Source organism: Streptomyces sp. NBC_00045 (assembly GCF_045041095.1).
GTDB lineage: Bacteria > Actinomycetota > Actinomycetes > Streptomycetales > Streptomycetaceae > Streptomyces.
This window is the reverse complement of the sequence record NZ_CP108271.1, coordinates 2,913,089-2,935,206: the sequence shown is the minus strand read 5'-3', so window position 1 is coordinate 2,935,206 and position 22,118 is coordinate 2,913,089. Positions and strand designations below refer to the sequence as shown.

Sequence of the window (22,118 nt, the reverse complement as noted above, 5' to 3'; positions counted from 1 at the left end):
CGACGCGTAGGGTGACACCGGCCCCAGGGGTTTCGCCCAACGGCAGGGGGTCGTAGTCGGCGGGCTGTCGACCGAGGGGGGTCTCGGAGTGTGGGGTCGTGACGTGCCAGGTCACGTGGCGCCGGATCGGGTGGCGCCGGGGCAACAGGCTTCGGGCCGCCTGGTGTTGGGCCGCGAGCTGAAGCGCCGCAACCTCCTCCTCGGGGCGGCGGCCACCGCGGCCACGGGCGGCGCCCTCGCCGGAGTCGCCGCGTTAGGCACCTCGCGAGCCCCCGCCACCGGCCTCCAACAGGACCTGGTGTCACGCGATCCCAAGGCCTCCGAGGCGGCCCGGGCCGTGTACAAGTTACTGGCAGGCCTGGAGGCGGATGCCCGTGCCGGCCGGCGCCGCGGCACCCTCATGGGCCAGCACGCCGAGGTGCACAACGAGCGGTACAACCCGGAGTACGGCGACCACAGCGGTCCCAAACCACCCGGCTACTACTACCGAAAACCCCAGGACATCACCGGGAAGTTGCCGGCCTTCCTCGAACTGGACCTGGGCCCCGGCTACCAGCAGGACAGCTGGGGCGTGGGCGAGCCGCGGGACTACTCGCGCGCCGCCTGGCCCGCCCGCCGCGAGTTCTGGACCTACACGAACGACGTCGTGGACCTCGCCATGGGCGTCTGGCACGGACTGCCCCGCAAAGACGACGGGTCCTACAACCCGAGCGGCACCGAACGCCTCTGGAACGGCACCAAGACCGTGCTGCCGACCAACGGGGGAGCACCCGCAGGCCTGGTCGGGATGTCGTTCCACCAGCCGTGGCCGGGCAGCCCCGTCAAGAGCTACGACCAGACGCTGCGTCGCAACGCCCCCTCGGCGAAGGACCCGGGCTGGATCGACCGGCTGATCACCCCCGGCACCCCCGAGCACGCCGCGCTCCTGCTCGACCTCTCGTTCCTCGCCGACCACCTCGGCTACCTGGCCGCCTACGACGTTCCCGTACTGCTGCGTCCGTACCACGAGATGAACTCCCTCGGCGGCGAACAGAGCTTCTGGTGGGCGGGGCTGAAGCCCCGGCAGTACACGGCCCTGTGGGAACTGCTCTACCACTACCTGGTCGGCTCCCGCGGCCTGCACAACCTGATCTTCGTCTGGGCCCCCACGGCCTGGGACGCCGTCCACGGCAGCGATCCGTGGGACTTCTACCCGGGCGCCGAGTACGTGGACGTCGTCGGTGTCGACGACTACAGCGGAAGCCCGGACCAGCCCTTCGACCCGGCCGCCTGGACCTCGACTTGGCACCACGGCCTCAAGGACTACGGAAAGCCCCGGATCCTCGCGGAGTCCTTCCACGTGCCGCTGGGCGCCGCGCAGCGCACGACGCTCGACCAGTCCCCCTGGGTGCTGTGGACCGTGTGGGGCGACGGACTCACCGCGAAGAACTCCCCGGCGGACGTGCAGCAGACCTACAACGACCCCAAGACGATCACCGGGGGCCGTGAACCGGGCCCCGCTGGAGTGCAGTGGCTCACCCTGCACGACGGATCACCCGAGAAGGAGTGAAGTTGAGCGCGCTAACGCCACGCGCCCACCGCGTGGCCGCCTTCGTGGCCATCGGATGGGCGGGGGTCCTGCTCCTGTGGGCCCTGTACAACTGCTTCTGGCAGGTCGGCGTCGTCGACTTCCTGCAAGGCATCGTCTACTACGGCATCGGCGACGGCTCCGGAGCCGCCGAGACGTTCAACCTCAACTGGGGCGTCGTCTACGTGGCGGGCGGCCTGCTCGTGCTGCGCGGGAACACCCTCGGCCGGGGCATCGTCATCGGCGGCGCCGCCATCGAGGGCTACAACCGGATGCGCAGCCTGACGGGCGCCCTGTTCGACGAGAAGCAGACCGACTACTTCACCTCGACCCTCCAGGGCGGGCTGAAGCTGGCGACGTTCGCCGTCGGGGTCCTCGTGACCGGCGCCCTGATCGTGCTGCTGCTGCGGGACTTCGCCGCGTACGAGCCCTGGCAGCCACCGGTGAACCCCTGGACCCAGCAGGCACACGAGGCCCGGCAGGCCCACGAGCAGGCCCAGCGCGCGTCAGCTGCCCAGCAGGCGCAACCGCAACTCCAGCAGCAGCCGCAGTTCCCGCAGCAGCAGATGCCGCAGGCGCCTCAACCCGCGCAGCCCGCACACGGGTTCGGGCCCGCTCCGTCCTACCCGGGGCAGCCCGCGCCCCAGCTGCCGCAGACGGGCTACGCCCAGCCGCAGCCGCAGCCGCAGCCGCCTCAGCAGCCCCAGCCTCAGCAGCCCCAGCCGCCGCAACCCGGTTACGGGCCCGGCCCCTACGGCGGCCAGTCCGCCTGGCCCCAGCAGCCCCAGCAGTCGCCGCCGCAACAGCAGTAGGAATCCCGAAGGATCCTTCCCATGACCCTCGCCCCCTTACAAGAGGTCGCGACGACGTCCCGTCGCGATGCGAAACTGGTGCAGCGCCATGCCGATTGGAAGCCCAGCGTGCTGGCCTTCCTGCTGCCCTTCCTGGTCCTCGTCAGCTTCGGCCTGTGGGTGTTCGAGCCGAACCCGACCCCGCTCGGCTGGACCCTGTCGGTCATCTGGTCGCTGCCCGCCATCGGTGTCATGGTCGGCTTCCAGGGCGTCCTGTTGATCCGCCGCCGGCTGCGCAAGGCGCACGAGATGGTTCCGCCGGCGCCGGTGGAGGAGGACTTCCTCATCGTGCTCGTGCCGACCATCGGCCGCCACGACACCTACCCGGCGCTGGAGCGCTCGGTCCTCAGCTACGTGGACCACCTTCCTGCGTACTTCCCGCGCATGCGGGTCGACGTGCTCACGGAGGAGGACTGCGAGGCGGCCGCCCGGATCGACGACCTGGCCGCGATGAACGACCTGATCCGCGTGGTCACCGTGCCCAAGGCGTACGAGACGGCCAACGGGACCCGGTTCAAGGCCCGCGCGAACCACTACGCCCACGAACTGCGGATCGACGAGGGCGAGGCCCTCGACGACGTCTGGGTGCTGCACATGGACGACGACACCGGGGTCGGCCCCGACACCGCCGCGTCCATGGCCCAGTTCGTCAACCGCCAGCGACGGGAGGGCGCCGCGGGCAAGCACATGGCGCAGGGCATCCTCGCCTACCCCCGCGAGAACGCGGTGAACCGTTTCACCTGGCTGGCCGACGCGGTCCGCCCCGCCGACGACATAGCCCGGTTCCGGGCCTTCACCGGACTCGGCACCCCGGTCGCCGGCGTGCACGGCGAACTGCTGCTGCTCCGGGCCTCCATCGAGGCGACGATCGGCTGGGACTTCGGGCCCAAGGCCATCGTCGAGGACGCGCAGCTGGCGCTGACGTTCTGCCGCAAGTACCCGGGCCGCAGCGACTGGTTCAACGGCCGCTGCTACGGCGCTTCCCCGGCCACCACCAGGGACTTCATCAAGCAGCGCGAGCGCTGGGCGTGGGGGCTGGTAGCGCTCTGCTTCAACCGCACGGTGCCGTTCCGCTACCGCTGGTTCCTGATGCTCTGCATGGTCAGCTGGGTCCTCGGCCCGCTCCAGCACGTCGCGACCGTCCTCCTGGTGGCCTGGTTCATCGGCGATTTCAACACCTCGCCCGTGACCCAGTCCGTCGTGATCATGTGGTCGCTCAGCTTCGCGTACGTCATCTGGACGTACTGGGAGGGGCTGCGGCTCAACGCCCTGGTCTCCGCGAACGGCAAGCGCCGCTGGTGGGAACCGTTCGCCGTGCTCGGCCTCATCCCGCTGTTCTCCGTACTCGAAGGACTCGGCGGCCTGCGCGGGCTGATCAAGTTCATCAAGCGCGAGGAGAACAAGTTCGTCGTCATCGCCAAGCCCGCATGAGCGCCCGCATGAGAAACCGAGAGCCCCTCGTGACGAACGAGAAGTACGCGACCAACGCGACCAACGAGAACAGTGCGACCAACGAGAGCAGCGCGAACGGCGCGAACGGCGCGAAGACGAAGCGCTCCAAGGTCCCCCTGCTCGCGGTCCTCCCGGTGACCGTGACTTCCCTGGTCCTCGGACTGCCCTTCGTGATCGGCGACCACCCCCTGCGCTGGAGGTCGGGCTCGCTCAAGCCGATCCTGGTCCTGCACGACTCCACTCCCGCCAAGGGCGCCGCCGCCGTCCTCGCCGGCGGGGGAGGGGGCGCGGCCGAGCCCGCAGAGCCCGCCGGACCCGCACCGAAGGTGGACAAGCCCTGGAAGCCCGGCATGCCCGAGTGGGGCGTCCAGATCTTCTGGGAGGACAAGAAGGAGCACAGCGACGCGTACGTCGAGAAGAAGGCGCGCGAGCAGGCCGACTACCTCGTCGCACTGAAGGCCAACGCCGTCGCCGTCTCCTTCCCGTTCTACACGGAGGGCCGCACCTCGACGAAGCTCGCGGCGGGCAAGAGCACCCCGACGCCCGAGCACCTCGACACGGTCCTGCGCGTCTTCCACGAGGCGGGACTGCGCACCACCGTCCGACCGACCCTGGACGAGGCGGCGCTCGTGCCGCCGGAGGGCTGGCGCGGCAACATCAAGCCGGCCGACAAGGAGGCCTGGTTCGAGTCGTACGAAGCCCTGCTCGGCCCGTACCTCGACGTGGCGCGGCGGCAGCAGGCGGCGACGTTCGTGATCGGGACGGAACTGAACTCGATGGAGGGCCACCCGGCCTGGAAGTCACTGATCGCGGCGGCCGAGAAGCGGTTCAAGGGCGAGGTGTCCTACGACGCGAACTGGGACAACTACGTGGGCGGCCGCATTGACGTGCCCGTCAGCCGGCTCGGCGTCGACGCCTACTTCCCCGTGAAGGTCGCCGACGACGCTCCCGTGGACCAGCTCGTCGCCGGCTGGAACGGCTGGCTCGACAAGAAGAGCAAGGGCGCACTGCCGCGGATCGTGCTGGCCGAGGCGGGCATCAGTGCCATGGACGGGGCGTACCACGCACCCGGCGACTTCTACGCGAAGCGCGGGCTGAATCCCGCGGTGCAGGCCAACTGGTACAAGGCGGTCTGCCAGGTCGTCCGGGAGCGCAAGATGGCGGGCGTCTACTGGTGGTCGGTCTACTTCGACTCCGACCCCAAGGCCGCTCCGAAGGAGGAGGAGTCCCGGCTCAACTTCACCGGCCGCCCGGACACCGAGCGGGAGATCCGCTCCTGCTTCGGCTCCGACTACGCGGGTCCGGGCACCGAACCCGCGTCCTGACCGGATGCCCCGAGTTGTCCGGAGTGTCGGACATCACGTTTTCAGCCGGGTTGGCCGATCCGATCCCCCTCGGCGAGCACGGATGATGGAAGGCATGTACGTCCCGCCCGTCGCCTCGGCGCTCCACCGGGCCGCGGCCGCCGGCCGCCGGCTCGGCGAGAGCTGGGCCGGATCACCCCGGGCGCTTGACGTGCTCACCGCACTGAGCTGCCTGGCCCTGATGGCGCTGGACCTGCCCGGCCTGGCCGCGGCGGACAACTCGCTCACCGGACCGACGGCCGCCGTCGTGCTCGCCGCCGGGTGCACCGGTCTCGTGGTGCGCCGCCGGGCGCCCTGGGTCTCGTACCTCACCGCGCTGCTCTTCATCGGCTGGCTGCACGAACTGACACTGATCCAGTTCGCGCTCTACTCGGTCGGCCGCTACCGGGGGCGACGCCCCGCGGTCCTGGCCACCCTGGGGTACGTGGCCTTCGCGCTCATCGTCTTCAGCGTCCCCGGCTGGCCCGAACCGCATGCCGCGACCCTCAGCGCCTTCCTCAGCCTGGTCGTGCCGATCGGGGTGCTCGCCTCGGCCGTCGGCGTCGCCGCCTACCGGCACGACCTCGTGCGCGAGGTGGCCGCCCGGCGCGCCGAGTCGGCCGTCCTGCAGGCGGTCCAGCAGGAGCGCACCTCGGTCGCCCGCGACGTCCACGACTTCGTCGGCCGGGAACTGACGCTGCTGACGGTGCGCTCCGAAGTGCTCTCGGTGCGGGCGCGCGAGACGGCGCACGCGAAGGACTTCGAAGAGCTGGCCGACACCGCCCGCCGGGCCCATCTGGTGCTCAACGAGATCATCGTGCACCGCGGGGAACGGGCCGCGACCCCGGGGGTGGACGGGCTGCCGGCCCTTGCCGAGGAGAGCGGTCGGGCCGGCTCTCCCGTACGGCTGACCCTTGACCCGCACGTGCACGGGCTGTCGCCGCTGCGCCAGGCCGCGGTCTACCGGGTGGTGCAGGAGTGCCTAACCAACGCGGCCAAGCACGCCTGCGGGGAGACCGTCGACGTGTCGATCGAGGCGGACGGCCCGCAGCTACGGATCGCCGTCAGGAACGGCCTGGCCGCCCGTGCGCCGGCCCGCGCACCCGTCTCCGCGGGCTCGGGGACGGCGAGCATGTCCGAGCGCGTGCGCAGCCTGGGGGGAACCCTGACGGCGACGCGCACGCAGGACGCGTACACGGTGGTGGCCACCCTCCCGCGCGGGTGACGGCTGCTCAGGCCTTCGCCGGCACCAGCAGGCTGCCCAGGGTGTCCAGGTCTTCCACGCACCTGCCGGAGCCCAGCGCCACGCAGTCCAGCGGGGCGTCGGCGACGAAGACGGGGATGCCCGTCGCGGAGGCCAGCCGCAGGTCCAGGCCCGGCAGCAGCGCGCCGCCACCGGTCAAGGTGATGCCGTGCTCCATCACATCGCCCGACAGCTCCGGCGGGCACTCCTCCAGGGTGGCGCGCACCGCAGCGATGATCGCCTCGACCGGCTCGTCAAGCGCGGCCCGTACGTCCGCCGCGCCCAGCGGGAGCGTCCTCGGCATGCCGCCGACCCGCTCCCGTCCGCGCACCGTGAAGGTCCGCTCCTCCAGTTCCGGCCGGTCCGGCACCGGCCAGGCCGACCCGACGGCGACCTTGACGTCCTCGGCGGTGCGCTCCCCGATGAGCAGCCCGTGCTCCTTGCGCACGTAGTCCGTGATCGCGGCGTCCAGCCGGTCCCCGCCGACCCGCAGCGAGCGGGCGGTGACGATTCCGCCGAGCGAGATGACGGCGACCTCGGTGGTGCCGCCGCCGATGTCCACCACCATCGAGCCGCGCGCCTCGGCCACCGGCAGGCCGGCGCCGATCGCCGCCGCCATCGGCTCCTCGATCAGGTGGACGGCCCTGGCTCCGGCCCGGGTCGAGGCGTGGACGATGGCCCGCCGTTCGACCGGGGTGACCCCGGAGGGCACGCAGATCACCATCCGGGTGCGGGGCCGCCGGCCGGGCACGGCTTTGCGGACGAAATGCCGGATCATCTCCTCGGCGGCCTCGTAGTCGCAGATCACCCCGTCCTTCAGGGGGCGGATCGCGGTGATGGAGCCGGGGGTGCGGCCGATGGTCTCCTTGGCCTCGGCCCCGACGGCCAGCGCGGTGGTGGTGCCCGCCTTGACGGCCACCACGGACGGCTCATTGAGGACGATCCCGTGGCCCCGGGCGTAGACCAGGGTGTTCGCGGTCCCCAGATCGATCCCTATGTCGCGGCTGGAAGCGGACTTGTTACTGCTGGCCTGCGGCATTTGTTCCCCTATCTCCTGCCCGCAAGGCTTGCATAACGATCCGGTCGCAACGGGCGCCGAACGTCCCGAAACGGCCGGGTCGAAAGTCCCCGGGTCCCCCGTCCGTAGACTGGCCCCGTGAGTGAGCAGCAGCCCGAGAGCAACGGACCCGACGACCGCGACGAGACCACCGAGGTCTTCGACCGGATCGTGGCCGAAGAGTCCGACCGCGACCCCGACCTGGCGGTGATCGAGGCCGGCAGCCGCACCCTGCGCGCCCAGGCAGGCCCGCCCCGGGGTGAGCCGGTATCCGCGCGGCCCCTCGACCCGGAGGTGGCACGGGCGCTCCAGGAGGTGGAGCAGGAGCTCTCCACCCGCTGGGGCGAGACCAAGCTGGAGCCGTCCGTCACGCGGATCGCCTCCCTGATGGACGTGCTGGGCGAACCGCAGCACGCGTACCCCTCCATCCACGTCACCGGCACCAACGGCAAGACCAGCACCGCCCGCATGATCGAGGCCCTGCTGGGCGCCTTCGAGCTGCGCACCGGCCGCTACACCAGCCCGCACGTGCAGTCGGTCACCGAGCGGATCAGCCTCGACGGGGCGCCGATCAGCGCCGAGCGCTTCGTCGAGACGTACTACGACATCAAGCCGTACGTGGAGATGGTCGACGCCTCCGAGGAGTTCCGGCTGTCCTTCTTCGAGGTGCTCACCGGCATGGCGTACGCGGCGTTCGCGGACGCCCCCGTCGACGCGGCCGTCATCGAGGTCGGCATGGGCGGCACCTGGGACGCCACGAACGTGATCGACGGCTCGGTCGCGGTCATCACTCCGATCAGCCTGGACCACACGGACCGCCTCGGCGCCACGCCCGGCGAGATCGCCCTGGAGAAGGGCGGCGTCATCAAGCAGGACGCCACCGTGATCCTGGCGCAGCAGCCGGTGGACGCGGCGCAGGTGCTGCTGAAGAAGGCCGTCGAGGTCGACGCGACGGTCGCCCGCGAGGGCATGGAGTTCGGCGTCGTCTCGCGCGAGGTGGCGGTCGGCGGGCAGATGCTGACGCTGCGCGGCGTGGGCGGCGAGTACGACGGCATCTTCCTGCCGCTGTACGGGGCCCACATGGCGCACAACGCGGCGGTGGCGCTGGCTGCGGTCGAGGCCTTCTTCGGTGTCGGCGCGGAGCAGTCGCGCGAGCTGGACGTGGAGACCGTGCGCAGGGCCTTCGCCTCGGTGACCTCGCCGGGCCGGATGGAGGTCGTGCGGCGCAGCCCGACGGTGGTCCTGGACGCGGCGCACAATCCGGCGGGCGCGCAGGTCACGGCGGAAGCGGTGACCGAGGCCTTCGGCTTCAGCCGGCTGATCGGGGTCATGGCCGCGAGCGAGGGCAAGGACGTGAAGGGGGTCCTGGAGGCCTTCGAGCCGATCTTCGCGGAGGTCGTCGTCACGGAGAACTCCAGCCACCGGGCGATGTCCGCGGACGAGCTGGCGGCGGTCGCGGTCGAGGTCTTCGGACCGGACCGGGTACAGGTGGAGCCGCGGCTGGACGACGCCCTGGAGGCGGCGATCACCCTCGCGGAGGAAGAGGCCGAGTACGGAGGGGCCGGGGTCCTGGTGACCGGTTCCGTGATCACGGTGGGCGAGGCCCGCCTGCTGCTGAAGAGGGGCTGAGGGATGCGCACGCTGTGTGCTTCGACGCTGATCGGCGAGTTCTTCGTGATCGGCTTCGCGGGGCTGGTGGCCATGAAGAACCCGGACCTGACCCAGGCCACGGTGTGGACGGTCTGCGGGATCGCCATGCTGCTGTCGGTGCTGCTGTGCGGGATGCTGTCGCGCCCGGGCGCGGTCCAGATCGGCTGGGCGCTGCAGATCGGGCTGATCCTGAGCGGCTTCGTCGTCCCGATGATGTTCTTCCTCGGTGCGGTGTTCGCTGGGCTGTGGTGGTGCTCGGTGCACTACGGCGCCAAGATCGACGCGATCAAGGCCCGCTGGGCGGCGCAGAGCGAGGCCCAGGCCTGACCGGGTCCGTGCGAGGGCCCTACCCGGGGCCCCTGTAGCCTCGGGGAACCGCACCCGTTTGCCGCAAGGAGTTGGAAAATGACCCAGCGCACTCTCGTCATCCTCAAGCCGGACGCCGTCCGTCGCGGCCTGGTGGGCGAGATCATCGGCCGCATCGAGCGGAAGGCCGGCTGGACCATCGCCGCTCTGGAGCTGCGCACGCTGGACCAGGAGACCCTGGAGGCCCACTACGGCGAGCACAAGGGCAAGCCGTTCTACGAGCCCCTCATGGGCTTCATGGCCAGTGGTCCCGTCGTCGTCCTCGTGGCCGAAGGGGAACGCGTGATCGAGGGTGTCCGCCAGCTGGCCGGTCCCACTGACCCGATTGCCGCGGCACCCGGCTCCATCCGGGGGGACTTCGGCACCGTCACCCGCGAGAACCTGATCCACGCCTCGGACTCGGAGGAGTCCGCCGAGCGCGAGCTGAAGCTGTTCTTCCCCACCCTGGGATGAGTCCTTTCTGACGTAACATCAGCCGAATAGCGCTCATGACCTGGGGCGACCGAAGTAATTTCGGTCGCCCTTCGGTATAGCCGGGCGCTTGCGGGAACGCATGTGCAGGACACGTCGTCACCACTAAGGGGGCGGGTTTCCGTTCCGGCGGGATTGCCGGAGTCCCGTCGCGCGGTGTTCGTACTTACGGCACTACGATGGGGCCTCCACCCACACACCCACCTCGCCGACCTGACAGCAGCCGCTATCAACTGGAAGGCCAGACGCTCCTCATGGGGAACAAGGGGAACAACATGTCGTTCATCGGCCGTGACATGGCGATCGACCTCGGGACCGCCAACACGCTGGTGTACGTGAGGGGCCGGGGGATCGTCCTGAACGAGCCGTCCGTGGTCGCCATCAACACGAACACCGGCGGCATCCTGGCGGTCGGCTCCGAGGCGAAGAAGATGATCGGCCGGACGCCCGGCAACATCGTCGCCGTCAGGCCCCTCAAGGACGGCGTGATCGCCGACTTCGAGATCACCGAGCGCATGCTCCGGTACTTCATCCTCAAGATCCACAAGCGCCGCTACCTGGCCCGTCCGCGCGTCGTGGTCTGCGTCCCCTCGGGCATCACCGGAGTGGAGCGCCGCGCCGTCATCGAGGCGTCCACGCAGGCCGGCGCGCGCCAGGTGCACATCATCGAGGAGCCCATGGCCGCCGCCATCGGCTCGGGCCTGCCCGTCCACGAGGCCACCGGCAACATGGTCGTGGACATCGGCGGCGGCACCACCGAGGTCGCCGTCATCTCCCTCGGCGGAATCGTCACGGCGCAGTCCATCCGGGTGGCCGGCGACGAGCTCGACAACGCGATCATCCAGCACATCAAGAAGGAGTACTCGCTCCTCCTCGGTGAGCGGACCGCCGAGCAGATCAAGATCACCATCGGGTCGGCGTACGACCTCGACAAGGACGAGCACACCGAGATCCGCGGCCGGGACCTGGTCTCCGGCCTCCCGAAGACGGTCGTGATCTCCGCCGCCGAGGTCCGCAAGGCCATCGAGGAGCCGGTCAACGCCATCGTCGACGCCGTCAAGACGACCCTCGACAAGTGCCCGCCGGAGCTCTCCGGCGACATCATGGACCGCGGCATCGTCCTGACCGGCGGCGGCGCCCTGCTGCGCGGCCTCGACGAGCGGCTGCGCCGCGAGACGGGCATGCCGATCCACATCGCCGAGGACCCGCTCGACTCCGTAGCCCTCGGCTCCGGCAAGTGCGTGGAGGAGTTCGAAGCGCTCCAGCAGGTCCTGGACGCCCAGCCCCGGCGCTGATAAAGACCCCCGTCCGGGGGCCATGCGGAACACAAGGATCCGCCGTACGGGTGCTGCCGCGCCCGTGCGGCGGATCGTTGATATACAGACCAAGAACATTTCGACGAGGAAGGCACGGCCGCCGCACGTGAGGGACACACGAGAAAGCCGGCTGCTCCTGGTGCTCCTGATCGCCATCGCGTTCGCATTGATCACGGTGGACATCAGGGCAGGCGAGGAGTCACCGGTCGACGGCGCCCGGCAGGCCGCCGCAGCGGTCTTCGGCCCGGTCGAGGAGGGCGTGGCGACCGCGGTCGACCCGGTCGCCAACGCGATAGGGGCCGTACGGGACTCCGGCGAGCGCCACAACCGCATCGCCACGCTGGAGCGCGAGAACGCGGCCCTGAAGGCCAAGCTGGGCAGTGACGACCAGACCCGCAGCCGCATCCACGAGCTCGACGAAATGCTCAAGCGGGCCGGCGCCGGACAGTACGGCATCAAGGGCGCCGAGGTCATCGCCATAGGAGCGGCCCAGGGCTTCTCCTGGACCGTGACGATCGACGCCGGGACCAAGGACGGCATCGAGCGCGACATGACCGTCATCAACGGGGACGGACTCGTCGGCCGGGTCGCCACCGTCGGCCCCGACACCGCCACCGTCGTCCTCGCCAACGACCCCGACTTCACGGTGGGAACCCGCCTGGAGAAGACCGGCGAGCTCGGCTTCGCCACCGGCCAGGGCGACCGCGCGCTGTCCGTCCAGATGCTCAACGGCAAGGCCAAGGTCAGCCCCGGCGACCGGCTCGTCACCTTCGGCTCCCGCGGCAACAAGCCGTTCGTGCCCGGCGTTCCGATCGGCGAGGTGGTCAAGGTCGACCCCTCGCGCGGCGACCTGACCCGCACGATCTGGGTCCGCCCGTTCGTCGGCTTCTCGCGCCTCGACATCGTCGGCGTCGTCGTCATGCCGCCGCGCGAGGACCCGCGCGACGCCGTTCTGCCCCCCAAGCCCGAGGTGAAGCCCACCCCGACGGTCACCGTCACGGTCACCCCGTCACCGTCCGCCAGTGTGCCCGGCAAGCCGGCCGACGAGTAGGAGCTGACCCCATGCGCTTCAACCGGATCCTGCTCTCGGCCACGCTGGTCGTGGTCGCCCTCGTCATCCAGGTCTCCGTACTGGGCCGGCTGCAACTGCCCGGAGCCGTACCCGACCTGGTCCTGCTCACCGTCGTGGCCCTCGCCCTCGTGTACGGGCACCTCAGCGGCGCGCTCATCGGCTTCGCCGCCGGACTCCTCGCCGACCTGGCCCCGCCCGCCGACCACGCCGCCGGGCGGTACGCGCTCGTGCTGTGCGTCATCGGGTACGCCGCCGGCCTGGTCCGGCCCGACTCCGGGCGGTTCCGGTCCGCCTGGGGCCCGTTGCTGACCGTCGTCGGCGCGGCGATCGGCTCCACCCTCCTGTACGCGGGCGTGGGCGCCCTTGTCGGCGACACCGCCGCCCGCCACGTCGGGCTCACCGGGCTGCTGTTCACCGCGACCCTCTACGACCTGCTGCTCGCCCCGTTCACCGTGCCGTTCATCATGGCGCTGGCCCGGCGCGCCGAGAACGACCCGATGGCCGTCGAGGCGAACGGCGGCCCCGCCAAGGCCGCTGACGTGTCCTCCGGATGGCTCTCCGGCGGAACCGGCCTGCGCATCGGCAGCCAGCGCGGCGGCCTGCGGCGGGGGATCGCCCGCAGCCGAGCCAACAAGGCCGTCCGGATAAAGGGCGTCAAGGGAATCAAGAGTGTGAAGAGCGTCAAGAAGCTGTGAGGGGGGAGTTCCCGTGACCAACGTTCCCGAGACCGGCCGCACCTCTCGGGTGCAGATCCGGCTCGTGATCCTCCAGGTGCTCGTCTTCTCCTTCCTGTTCACCCTCGGCGGGCGCCTGTGGTACCTACAGATCCGCAACGGCGCGGAGTACTACCACGAGGCCAAGAGCAACCACGTCCAGCAGGTCGTCCAACCGGCCGTCCGCGGCTCGATCCTGGACGCCCGTGGTGTCCCGATCGCCGACAACGAGACCCGTCTGGTCGTCTCCGCCAGCCGCACGGCGCTGATGAAGATGAAGGACAAGGGCAAGGACGTCCTGGGCCGGCTCTCCGACGTGCTGGACATGAAGCCGCAGGACGTCATGAACAAGGTCCGCATCTGCGACTCCCAGACCCCCAAGCCCTGCTGGAACGGCTCCCCCTACCAGCCGATCCCGGTCACCACCGAGGCCACCACCCAGCAGGCCCTGCAGATCCGCGAGCGCCCCGAGGAGTTCCCCGGCATCACCGCCGAGCCGACCGCCGTACGCCGCTACCCCGCGCCCGGCGGCGCCAACACCGGCCAGGTGCTCGGCTACCTCTCCCCGGTCACCGACGACGAGATCCAGAAGGCCAAGAACACCAACTCGCCGCTGCTGCGCTCCGACCAGGTCGGCCGCTTCGGCCTGGAGCGAACGTACGACAGGACCCTGCGCGGCAAGTCCGGCGTCACCCGCTACGAGGTCGACAACCTCGGCCGGGTCATGGGCCAGGCCAAGAACGACCCGGCGATCCCCGGCGCCCACCTCGTGACCAGCATCGACGCCCGCGTCCAGGGCGTCGCCGAATTCGAGCTGAACGCGGCCATGGTCGAGGCGCGCAAGCAGATCGACCGCAACACAGGCGTCCCGTACAAGGCCGACGCCGGCGCCGTCGTCGTCCTGGAATCCAAGACGGGCCGGGTCGTGGCCATGGCCTCCGCCCCGACGTACGACCCGAACGTCTGGGTCGGCGGGATCTCCGGCAAGGACTACGCCAAGCTCACCGCCAAGGAGTCCAACGTCCCGCTGATGAACCGGGCGATCCAGGGCCAGGCGGCCCCGGGCTCCATCTTCAAGGTCATCCCGACCGCGGCCGCGGTCAACGCCGGGTACAAGTTCGACGGCGAGTACCCCTGCCCGAGCTCGTACTCGATCGGCGGCCAGGTCTTCAAGAACTTCGAGTCCCAGGGCCACGGCTCGATCACCCTCGGCCGGGCCCTCGAAGTCTCCTGCGACACCGTCTTCTACGCCCTCGGCCACAAGGAGTGGCTCAAGGACGGCGGGCTCAAGCCGAAGAAGCCCCCGGCCGAGATCTTCTACAAGACCGCCCACCAGTTCGGGCTCGGCGCCGAGACCCACGTGGACCTGCCGGGCGAGGAGAAGGGCCGGGTCCCGGACCGCCGCTGGAAGCAGGCGTTCTGGAAGGCCAACAAGGACATGTGGTGCAAGGTCGGCAAGAAGGGCGGCACCTACGTCGAGCTGCTGTCCTACGAGAACTGCCTCGAAGGCAACCTCATGCGCGCCGGCGACGCCATCAACTACTCCATCGGCCAGGGCGACACCCTGGTCACCCCGATCCAGATGGCCACCATCTACGCTGCCATCTGCAACGGCGGCACCCTGTGGAACCCGACCATCGGCAAGGCCATCGTCAGCGCCGACGGCAAGCAGATCGAGGAGATCAAGCCGCAGGCCCACGGCCGGCTCCCGATGACCGAGACCACCCGCCGCCAGATCGGCGAGGCCCTGGAGGGTGTCGCCACCCGCGGCACCGCCGCCTGGCGCTTCGGCGGCTGGCCGCAGAAGCAGATCCCCATGCACGCCAAGACCGGCACCGCCGAGGTCTACGGCAAGCAGACCACCTCCTGGTTCGCCACGTACACCGAGGACTTCACGATCGTGATGACGATCTCCCAGGGCGGTACGGGTTCGGGTGCCTCCGGCCCCGCCGTCCGCAACATCTACAACGCCATCTACGGCCTCGACATGGCCGGCAAGCAGGACGTCAACAAGGCCTTCCTGCTCAAGCCGGAGAGCAAGCTGCCCGCCATCCAGCCCGACGGCTCGATCGACGCCCCCGACATCAAGCCGTACGTACCCCCGTCCCCGGAGGAACTGGCGCCGCCCGCGCTCGCCGGTCCCCCCGCCCCGCCCGCCGCGCGGCAGGACTGAGACCCCGATGCAGACCGCGAACAAGTTCTCCGTATCCCGGTACGCGCCCGAGCGCGGCGCGATGGCCAAGTTGACCTCGCGCGACTCGGTGCTGCGCCGGCTCGACTGGCCGATACTCCTCTCCGCGCTCGCCCTGTCCTTCATCGGCGCGCTGCTGGTGTGGTCGGCGACCCGCAACCGCACCCAGCTCAACCAGGGCGACCCGTACTACTTCCTGGTGCGGCACGCCATGAACACCGGCATCGGCCTCGTGCTGATGATCGGCACCATCTGGCTCGGCCACCGCACCCTGCGCGGCGCCGTGCCGATCCTGTACGGGCTGTCCCTGGTGCTCATCCTCGCCGTGCTCACCCCGCTCGGCGCCACCATCAACGGCGCCCACGCGTGGATCGTGATCGGCGGCGGCTTCTCGCTCCAGCCCTCCGAGTTCGTGAAGATCACGATCATCCTGGTCATGGCGATGCTGCTGGCCACCCGGGTGGACGCGGGCGACCTCACCCATCCGGACCACCGGACCGTGGTCAAGGCGCTGTGCCTGGCCGCCGCGCCGATGGGCATCGTCATGCTGATGCCCGACCTCGGCTCCGTCATGGTCATGGTCATCATCGTGCTCGGCGTGCTGCTCGCCTCCGGCGCCTCCAACCGCTGGGTGCTCGGCCTGCTCGGCTCCGGCGCGGCCGGCGCCGTCCTGATCTGGCAGCTCGGCGTGCTCGACGAGTACCAGATCAACCGCTTCGCGGCCTTCGCCAACCCCGACCTCGACCCCGCCGGCGTCGGCTACAACACCAACCAGGCGCGCATCGCGATCGGCTCCGGCGGCCTCACCGGCTCCGGACTCTTCAAGGGTTCGCAGACCACCGGTCAGTTCGTGCCCGAGCAGCAGACCGACTTCGTCTTCACGGTGGCGGGGGAGGAGCTGGGCTTCGTCGGCGCCGGGCTGATCCTGGTCCTGCTCGGCATCGTGCTCTGGCGGGCCTGCATGATCGCCCGCGAGACCACCGAGCTGTACGGGACGATCGTGTGCGCCGGGATCATCGCCTGGTTCGCCTTCCAGGCGTTCGAGAACATCGGCATGACCCTTGGGATCATGCCGGTGGCGGGGCTCCCGCTGCCGTTCGTCTCCTACGGAGGATCATCGATGTTCGCCGTGTGGGTGGCGGTCGGACTGCTCCAGTCGATCAGGGTGCAACGGCCGATGTCGGCCTAGCGGGGGCCGATCTTCGGCCGGTTCCACCAGCGATCGCCCGTTCACCCTGACGTCGCCGTCCGTTCAGGACTAAGTTCGATCCATGGCGGACACGAAACGCGAGATCGAGCGCAAATTCGAGTTCACGACGAGCAAGGCCGCGCGCCGCGGAGTCCCGGACCTGACCGGCACGGCCGCGATCGCGGTCGTCGCCGACCAGGGCACCGTCGACCTCGACGCCGTCTACTACGACACCCCCGACCAGCGGCTCGCCGCCGACGGCCTCACCCTCAGGCGCCGCACCGGCGGCGCCGACGCGGGCTGGCACCTCAAACTGCCCGTCTCCCCGGGCGTCCGTGACGAGATCGCCGCCCCCCTCGGCGACACCGTCCCCCGCGCCCTCGCGGCCCTCGTCCGCTCCCGTGTCCGCGACGCCGCCCTGGAACCGCAGGTCCGGCTGCTGTCCTCCCGCCGCATCAGCCACCTCCTCGACGCCGACGGCGTCCTCCTCGCGGAACTCTCCACCGACGCCGTCCGCGCCGAGCGCGACGAGGCCTCCGCGTCCTGGACCGAGGTCGAGGTCGAACTCGCCGACGGCATCGACCCCGCCCTCCTCGACGCCGTCGAGAAGAAGTTCCGCAAAGCCGGGCTCCAGGTCAGCGACGCCCCCTCCAAACTCGCCCGAGCCCTCACCGAAACCGGTGGCGAGCCGCCGCACCGGCCCGATCCCGCTCCCGCCGACGACACCGCCGGGGCTCACGTGCTCGCGTACCTGCGCGAACAACGGGACTCCCTCATCGCCCACGACCCCGCCGTCCGCCGCAACCTGCCCGACTCCGTCCACCAGATGCGGGTCGCCTGCCGCCGGATGCGCAGCGCCTTCAAGTCCCACCGCAAGGTCCTCGACCGCGCCGCCACCGACCCGCTCGGCGAGGAGCTCCGCTGGCTGGGCGCCGAGCTCGGCCTCGACCGCGACCAGGAAGTCCTCTTCGAACGGATCCAGACCCGGATCGCCGAGCTCCCGCGCACCCTGGTGATCGGACCGGTCCGCGGCCGTCTGCGGGTATGGAACAACGCCCGCCGCTCCAGTACGCGGCGCAGGGCCCTCGCCGCGCTCGACGGCAAGCGGTACGCGGCCCTGCTCGACGCCCTCGACGCCCTGCTGGCCGACCCGCCCCTGCGCCCGGCCGCGGCCGAGCCCGCCGCCCGGGTCCTGCCCAAGGCCGTGCTCAAGGACTACGACCGCCTCGCCACCCGGGTCGCGGACGCCCTCGACCAGGATCCGGGCGAACCGCGCGACCTCGCCCTCCACGGAGCCCGCAAGGCCGCCAAACGCGCCCGCTACGCGGCGGAGGCGGCCACGCCGAAGCTCGGCAAACCGGCGAAGCAGCTGACCAAGGCCGCGAAATCGGTACAGAGCCTGCTCGGCGACCACCAGGACAGCGTCGTCGCCCGCCAGGCCCTGCACGGCCTCGGCGTCCAAGCAGCCGGAGCGGGAGAGTCCGCTTTCACCTGGGGCGTGCTCTACGCCCACGAGGAGGCCCTGGCCGAGCGGAACGAAAGGGAGCTTCCGGACGTATGGCGGCAAGCGGCCGACCCCACCTTCCGGGCGGACCTCGGCGCCTAGGCGGCACTGGGGCGGTGATCTTGGCGGCGGGAGGCGGCTGCGCCTCGGGTTACGCTTGAGAGTCGCCCCCTGCCCGCTTCTCGAAAGTCGCGTGATGTCCGAGTCGGTCTTCCCACAGCTCGAAGCTCTGCTCCCGCATGTGCAGAAGCCCATCCAGTACGTCGGCGGTGAGCTCAACTCCACCGTCAAGCCGTGGGATTCCTGTGACGTCCGCTGGGCGCTCATGTACCCGGACGCGTACGAGGTCGGCCTGCCCAACCAGGGCGTCATGATCCTGTACGAGGTGCTGAACGAGCGCGAGGGCGTGCTCGCGGAGCGCACGTACAGCGTGTGGCCCGACCTCGAAGAGCTGATGCGCGAGCACGACGTGCCGCAGTTCACCGTGGACAGCCACCGCCCCGTGGGCGCCTTCGACGTGTTCGGCCTGTCCTTCTCCACGGAGCTGGGCTACACGAACATGCTCACGGCCCTGGACCTGGCGGGCATCCCGCTGGAGGCCCGCAACCGCACGGTCGACCACCCCATCGTCCTCGCGGGCGGCCACGCGGCCTTCAACCCCGAGCCGATCGCGGAATTCATCGACTGCGCGGTCATCGGCGACGGCGAGCAGGCCGTCCTCGACATGACGGAGATCATCCGTACGTGGAAGGCCGAGGGCCGTCCGGGCGGGCGCGAGGAGGTCCTCTTCCGCCTGGCCAAGACCGGCCAGGTCTACGTGCCGGGCTTCTACGACGTCGACTACCTGCCCGACGGCCGCATCGCGCGCGTCGCGCCGAACAAGTCGGGCGTCCCGTACCGCGTGTCCAAGCACACGGTCATGGACCTCGACGAGTGGCCGTACCCGAAGCAGCCGCTGGTCCCGCTCGCCGAGACCGTCCACGAGCGGATGTCCGTCGAGATCTTCCGCGGCTGCACCCGCGGCTGCCGTTTCTGCCAGGCCGGCATGATCACGCGCCCCGTGCGGGAGCGAAGCATCACCGGCATCGGCGAGATGGTCGAGAAGGGTCTGAAGGCCACGGGCTTCGAGGAGGTCGGCCTCCTCTCCCTGTCCTCCGCGGACCACACCGAGATCGCCGACATCGCCAAGGGCCTCGCGGACCGCTACAGCGACGACAAGGTGGGCCTGTCCCTGCCGTCGACCCGCGTGGACGCGTTCAACGTGGACCTGGCGAACGAGCTGACCCGCAACGGGCGCCGCTCCGGCCTGACCTTCGCCCCCGAGGGCGGCTCCGAGCGCATGCGCAAGGTCATCAACAAGATGGTCTCGGAAGAGGACCTGATCCGCACCGTCGCCACCGCGTACGGCAACGGCTGGCGCCAGGTGAAGCTGTACTTCATGTGCGGCCTGCCGACCGAGACCGACGAGGACGTCCTCCAGATCGGCGACATGGCGGTCAACGTCATCGCCAAGGGCCGCGAGGTCTCCGGCCAGAACGACATCCGCTGCACGGTGTCGATCGGCGGATTCGTGCCGAAGCCGCACACCCCGTTCCAGTGGGCGCCGCAGCTGTCGGCCGAGGAGACGGACGCGCGCCTGACGAAGCTGCGGGACAAGATCCGCGGCGACAAGAAGTACGGCCGCTCGATCGGCTTCCGCTACCACGACGGCAAGCCGGGCATCGTCGAGGGCCTCCTCTCGCGCGGCGACCGCCGCATCGGCGACGTCATCCGCGCCGTGTACGAGTCGGGCGGCCGCTTCGACGGCTGGCGCGAGCACTTCTCGTACGACCGCTGGATGGAGGCCGCGGAGAAGACGCTCCCGGCGTACGGCGTCGACGTGGCCTGGTACACGACCCGCGAGCGCACCTACGAGGAGGTCCTGCCCTGGGACCACCTGGACTCCGGTCTCGACAAGGACTGGCTCTGGGAGGACTGGCAGGACGCCCTCGACGAGACCGAGGTCGAGGACTGCCGCTGGACCCCGTGCTTCGACTGCGGCGTCTGCCCGCAGATGGACACGGCCATCCAGATCGGCCCCACGGGCCAGAAGCTGCTCCCGCTGACGGTCGTGAAGTGACCCGCGGCTGACGGCGCACGCACCTCGGCCACGCCCCCCACCGGAAAGGGTGGGGGGCGTGGCCATTTGACCGCCCCCGCCGCAACGGTCGGGGGGTTTCGGGTGTCCTTACGGGTATGGAACTCGACAAGCGGCAGCCCTCGGACCCTGGTGAGGGCTGCCTCGTGGGCGTCATCCGGGTACCCGTCAAGATCGTGGCGCTGATCGTCGTACTGCCCGTACGGGTGGTTTGGGATCTGCTCGTCGCCTTCGGGCGGGCGGTGCACCGGCACGTGCTGGGGCCGTTCTCCGTGTACGTCCTCCAGCCGGTGCTCCGCGCGACCGGCTGGGTGCTGACGGTGCTGCTCAAGCTGGTGTTCGTCTGGCCGTGGGTGGGATCGTGGCGGTTCGTCCTGGAGCCGCTGTACGTCCACCTGCTCGCTCCGGGCGGCCGGCTGCTGTACGCGTACCTCCTGCGTCCGCTCGGCGAGGCGCTCTCCTGGATCGGGCGCGGCGGGATGCGGTACCTGCTGGCGCCGCTCGCCAAGGGGGTGGCGTGGGCCGCGTGGGCGCTCGGCATGGCCCTGTTCGTCTGGCCGTGGGTCGGGTTGTGGCGGTACGTGCTCGCGCCCGTCGGCCGGGGGCTGCTGTGGCTGGCCGGGCTCGTCCTGCGGTACGTGCTCACCCCGGTCGGGCGGGCGTGCGCGTGGTCGGGAGCCGTGGTCTGGCGGTACCTGCTGCGGCCGGTCGGGTTCGGGGCGTACCGGTACGTGCTCGCGCCGCTCGGGCAGGCGCTCGTCTGGGCCTGGCACGTCGCCGGGCGGATCGTGCGGGCCGTGTGGCGGGCGGTCCGACTGGTCGGATGGGTGCTGGTGGGGTGGCCCGTGTCGCAGGTGTACCGGCACGTGCTGACACCGGTCGGACATGTCGTACGAGAGGTGTGGCGCACCGTCCGGTCGACCGTCCGCGAGGTCCGGGCCGAGGTGCGAAAGGTGCTGTTCGGGGGCCCCGGCCGGGAACCGGTGAGGTCACGGGCGCGTACTCTGGGTAGTACGACAGCCGTGGACAACACGCCCGCCCCCGAGAGCGCCCTGCCCCAGCGGCAGGGGTGAGCCGGAGGGCACGGCGTGGGCCGCAGGCTCACCAGACCTCAGGGCGACGCGCGAGCCGCGGAGCCCCGCACAAGGAGAAGAACCACTGGGCAAGCGACAGCCCGAAGGCCCGCCCCCCGCACCGGTGGTGCAGCGCATCAGACTGCGCTACACCAAGCGCGGCCGCCTCCGGTTCACCAGCCACCGAGACTTCCAGCGCGCGTTCGAGCGGGCCCTGCGCCGCGCCGAGGTGCCCATGGCGTACTCGGCGGGCTTCACCCCGCACCCCCGCGTGTCGTACGCGAACGCCGCGCCGACCGGCACCGGCAGCGAGGCCGAGTACCTGGAGATCGCCCTCGCCGATGCCCGCGACCCGGAGAAGCTCCGCGAGCTGCTCGACGAGTCCATGCCGCTCGGGCTCGACATCATCGACGCCGTCGAGGCCCGCACCTCCGGGCTCGCCGACCGGCTGACCGCCTCCGTGTGGGAGCTGCGGCTGGAGGGCGTGCAGGGCGCCGACGCCGAGCGGGCGGTGGAAGCCTTCCTCGCCGCCGAGACCGTGGAGGTGCAGCGCCGCACCAAGAACGGCATGCGCACCTTCGACACCCGCGGTGCCGTGGTGAGCCTTGAGTCGGTTCCTGCCCCGGCTGATAGGCCGCTGGACAATGCCTGTGCGATACTGCGGCTGGTTGTTCGGCATCTGACACCTGCCGTGCGACCCGACGACGTCCTGTCCGGTCTCCGAGCTGTGGCCGACCTGGCGCCGCCGGTCCCCGCAGCGGTGACCAGGCTGGCGCAGGGGCTCTTCGACGAGGAGTCCGGCACGGTGACCGACCCGCTCGCGCCCGACCGCGAGGCTGTCACGGCCGCCCCACCCACGGCCGCCGTAGCCGCCGACGCGAAGGCGCCGGAAGGTCCCGCCGCGTAGGGATCGTCGTCGTCGC

18 protein-coding genes are annotated in these 22,118 nt (G+C 70.6%); 17 read left to right on the top strand and 1 reads right to left on the bottom strand.

The features are described 5' to 3' along the window. Positions 1-103 precede the first annotated feature (103 nt). From OHA65_RS13775 to OHA65_RS13755, 5 genes are all read left to right on the top strand, one after another. Positions 104-1,549 (top strand): glycosyl hydrolase, encoded by a 1,446-nt coding sequence (locus OHA65_RS13775; RefSeq protein WP_328762746.1) that lies wholly within the window; start codon positions 104-106, stop codon positions 1,547-1,549. A gap of 2 nt (positions 1,550-1,551) precedes the next feature. Continuing rightward, a complete protein-coding gene (locus OHA65_RS13770) occupies positions 1,552-2,379 on the top strand; it encodes a hypothetical protein (RefSeq protein ID WP_327283419.1) in 828 nt (275 codons plus the stop codon). Between the two features lie 21 nt (positions 2,380-2,400). Further along, complete coding sequence (locus tag OHA65_RS13765; RefSeq protein ID WP_327283418.1) at positions 2,401-3,849, top strand: glycosyltransferase family 2 protein; 1,449 nt, start codon at positions 2,401-2,403, stop codon at positions 3,847-3,849. Between the two features lie 8 nt (positions 3,850-3,857). After that, positions 3,858-5,195, top strand: coding sequence for a glycoside hydrolase family 113 (locus OHA65_RS13760; RefSeq protein ID WP_327283417.1), 1,338 nt, complete (start codon positions 3,858-3,860; stop codon positions 5,193-5,195). 94 nt (positions 5,196-5,289) lie between these two features. After that, complete coding sequence (locus OHA65_RS13755; protein ID WP_405761930.1) at positions 5,290-6,438, top strand: sensor histidine kinase; 1,149 nt, start codon at positions 5,290-5,292, stop codon at positions 6,436-6,438. 7 nt (positions 6,439-6,445) lie between these two features. Here the strand turns inward: OHA65_RS13755 and OHA65_RS13750 are convergent, their stop codons facing one another. Further along, positions 6,446-7,495: a rod shape-determining protein gene (locus tag OHA65_RS13750; RefSeq protein WP_327283415.1), complete on the bottom strand. Its 1,050-nt coding sequence runs from the start codon at positions 7,493-7,495 to the stop codon at positions 6,446-6,448. 117 nt (positions 7,496-7,612) lie between these two features. Here OHA65_RS13750 and OHA65_RS13745 point away from each other — a divergent pair, with 117 nt between their 5' ends. The 12 genes from OHA65_RS13745 to OHA65_RS13690 all read left to right on the top strand — a co-directional run bounded on the left by OHA65_RS13745 (position 7,613) and on the right by OHA65_RS13690 (position 22,102). Next, complete coding sequence (locus tag OHA65_RS13745; RefSeq protein WP_327283414.1) at positions 7,613-9,142, top strand: folylpolyglutamate synthase/dihydrofolate synthase family protein; 1,530 nt, start codon at positions 7,613-7,615, stop codon at positions 9,140-9,142. Between the two features lie 3 nt (positions 9,143-9,145). Further along, positions 9,146-9,490 (top strand): DUF4233 domain-containing protein, encoded by a 345-nt coding sequence (locus OHA65_RS13740; RefSeq protein WP_327283413.1) that lies wholly within the window; start codon positions 9,146-9,148, stop codon positions 9,488-9,490. Positions 9,491-9,568: 78 nt separating this feature from the next. Further along, complete coding sequence (gene ndk / locus OHA65_RS13735; RefSeq protein ID WP_327283412.1) at positions 9,569-9,982, top strand: nucleoside-diphosphate kinase; 414 nt, start codon at positions 9,569-9,571, stop codon at positions 9,980-9,982. Positions 9,983-10,275: 293 nt separating this feature from the next. Next, positions 10,276-11,295, top strand: coding sequence for a rod shape-determining protein (locus tag OHA65_RS13730; RefSeq protein WP_008738981.1), 1,020 nt, complete (start codon positions 10,276-10,278; stop codon positions 11,293-11,295). Between the two features lie 127 nt (positions 11,296-11,422). Then, positions 11,423-12,367: a rod shape-determining protein MreC gene (gene mreC / locus OHA65_RS13725; RefSeq protein ID WP_327283411.1), complete on the top strand. Its 945-nt coding sequence runs from the start codon at positions 11,423-11,425 to the stop codon at positions 12,365-12,367. Positions 12,368-12,378: 11 nt separating this feature from the next. Beyond that, complete coding sequence (gene mreD, locus OHA65_RS13720; protein ID WP_327283410.1) at positions 12,379-13,083, top strand: rod shape-determining protein MreD; 705 nt, start codon at positions 12,379-12,381, stop codon at positions 13,081-13,083. A 13-nt stretch (positions 13,084-13,096) separates the two neighbouring features. After that, positions 13,097-15,274, top strand: a complete 2,178-nt coding sequence (gene mrdA, locus OHA65_RS13715; RefSeq protein ID WP_327283409.1) for a penicillin-binding protein 2 — start codon at positions 13,097-13,099, stop codon at positions 15,272-15,274. 7 nt (positions 15,275-15,281) lie between these two features. Further along, positions 15,282-16,481, top strand: a complete 1,200-nt coding sequence (gene rodA, locus OHA65_RS13710) for a rod shape-determining protein RodA (protein ID WP_327283408.1) — start codon at positions 15,282-15,284, stop codon at positions 16,479-16,481. An 82-nt stretch (positions 16,482-16,563) separates the two neighbouring features. Then, positions 16,564-18,087: a CYTH and CHAD domain-containing protein gene (locus tag OHA65_RS13705; RefSeq protein ID WP_327283407.1), complete on the top strand. Its 1,524-nt coding sequence runs from the start codon at positions 16,564-16,566 to the stop codon at positions 18,085-18,087. 91 nt (positions 18,088-18,178) lie between these two features. After that, positions 18,179-20,104: a TIGR03960 family B12-binding radical SAM protein gene (locus tag OHA65_RS13700; protein ID WP_327283406.1), complete on the top strand. Its 1,926-nt coding sequence runs from the start codon at positions 18,179-18,181 to the stop codon at positions 20,102-20,104. 116 nt (positions 20,105-20,220) lie between these two features. Further along, complete coding sequence (locus OHA65_RS13695) at positions 20,221-21,195, top strand: hypothetical protein (protein WP_327283405.1); 975 nt, start codon at positions 20,221-20,223, stop codon at positions 21,193-21,195. Between the two features lie 127 nt (positions 21,196-21,322). Continuing rightward, positions 21,323-22,102, top strand: a complete 780-nt coding sequence (locus tag OHA65_RS13690) for a TIGR03936 family radical SAM-associated protein (RefSeq protein ID WP_327283404.1) — start codon at positions 21,323-21,325, stop codon at positions 22,100-22,102. The last annotated feature ends 16 nt before the right edge of the window (positions 22,103-22,118 follow it).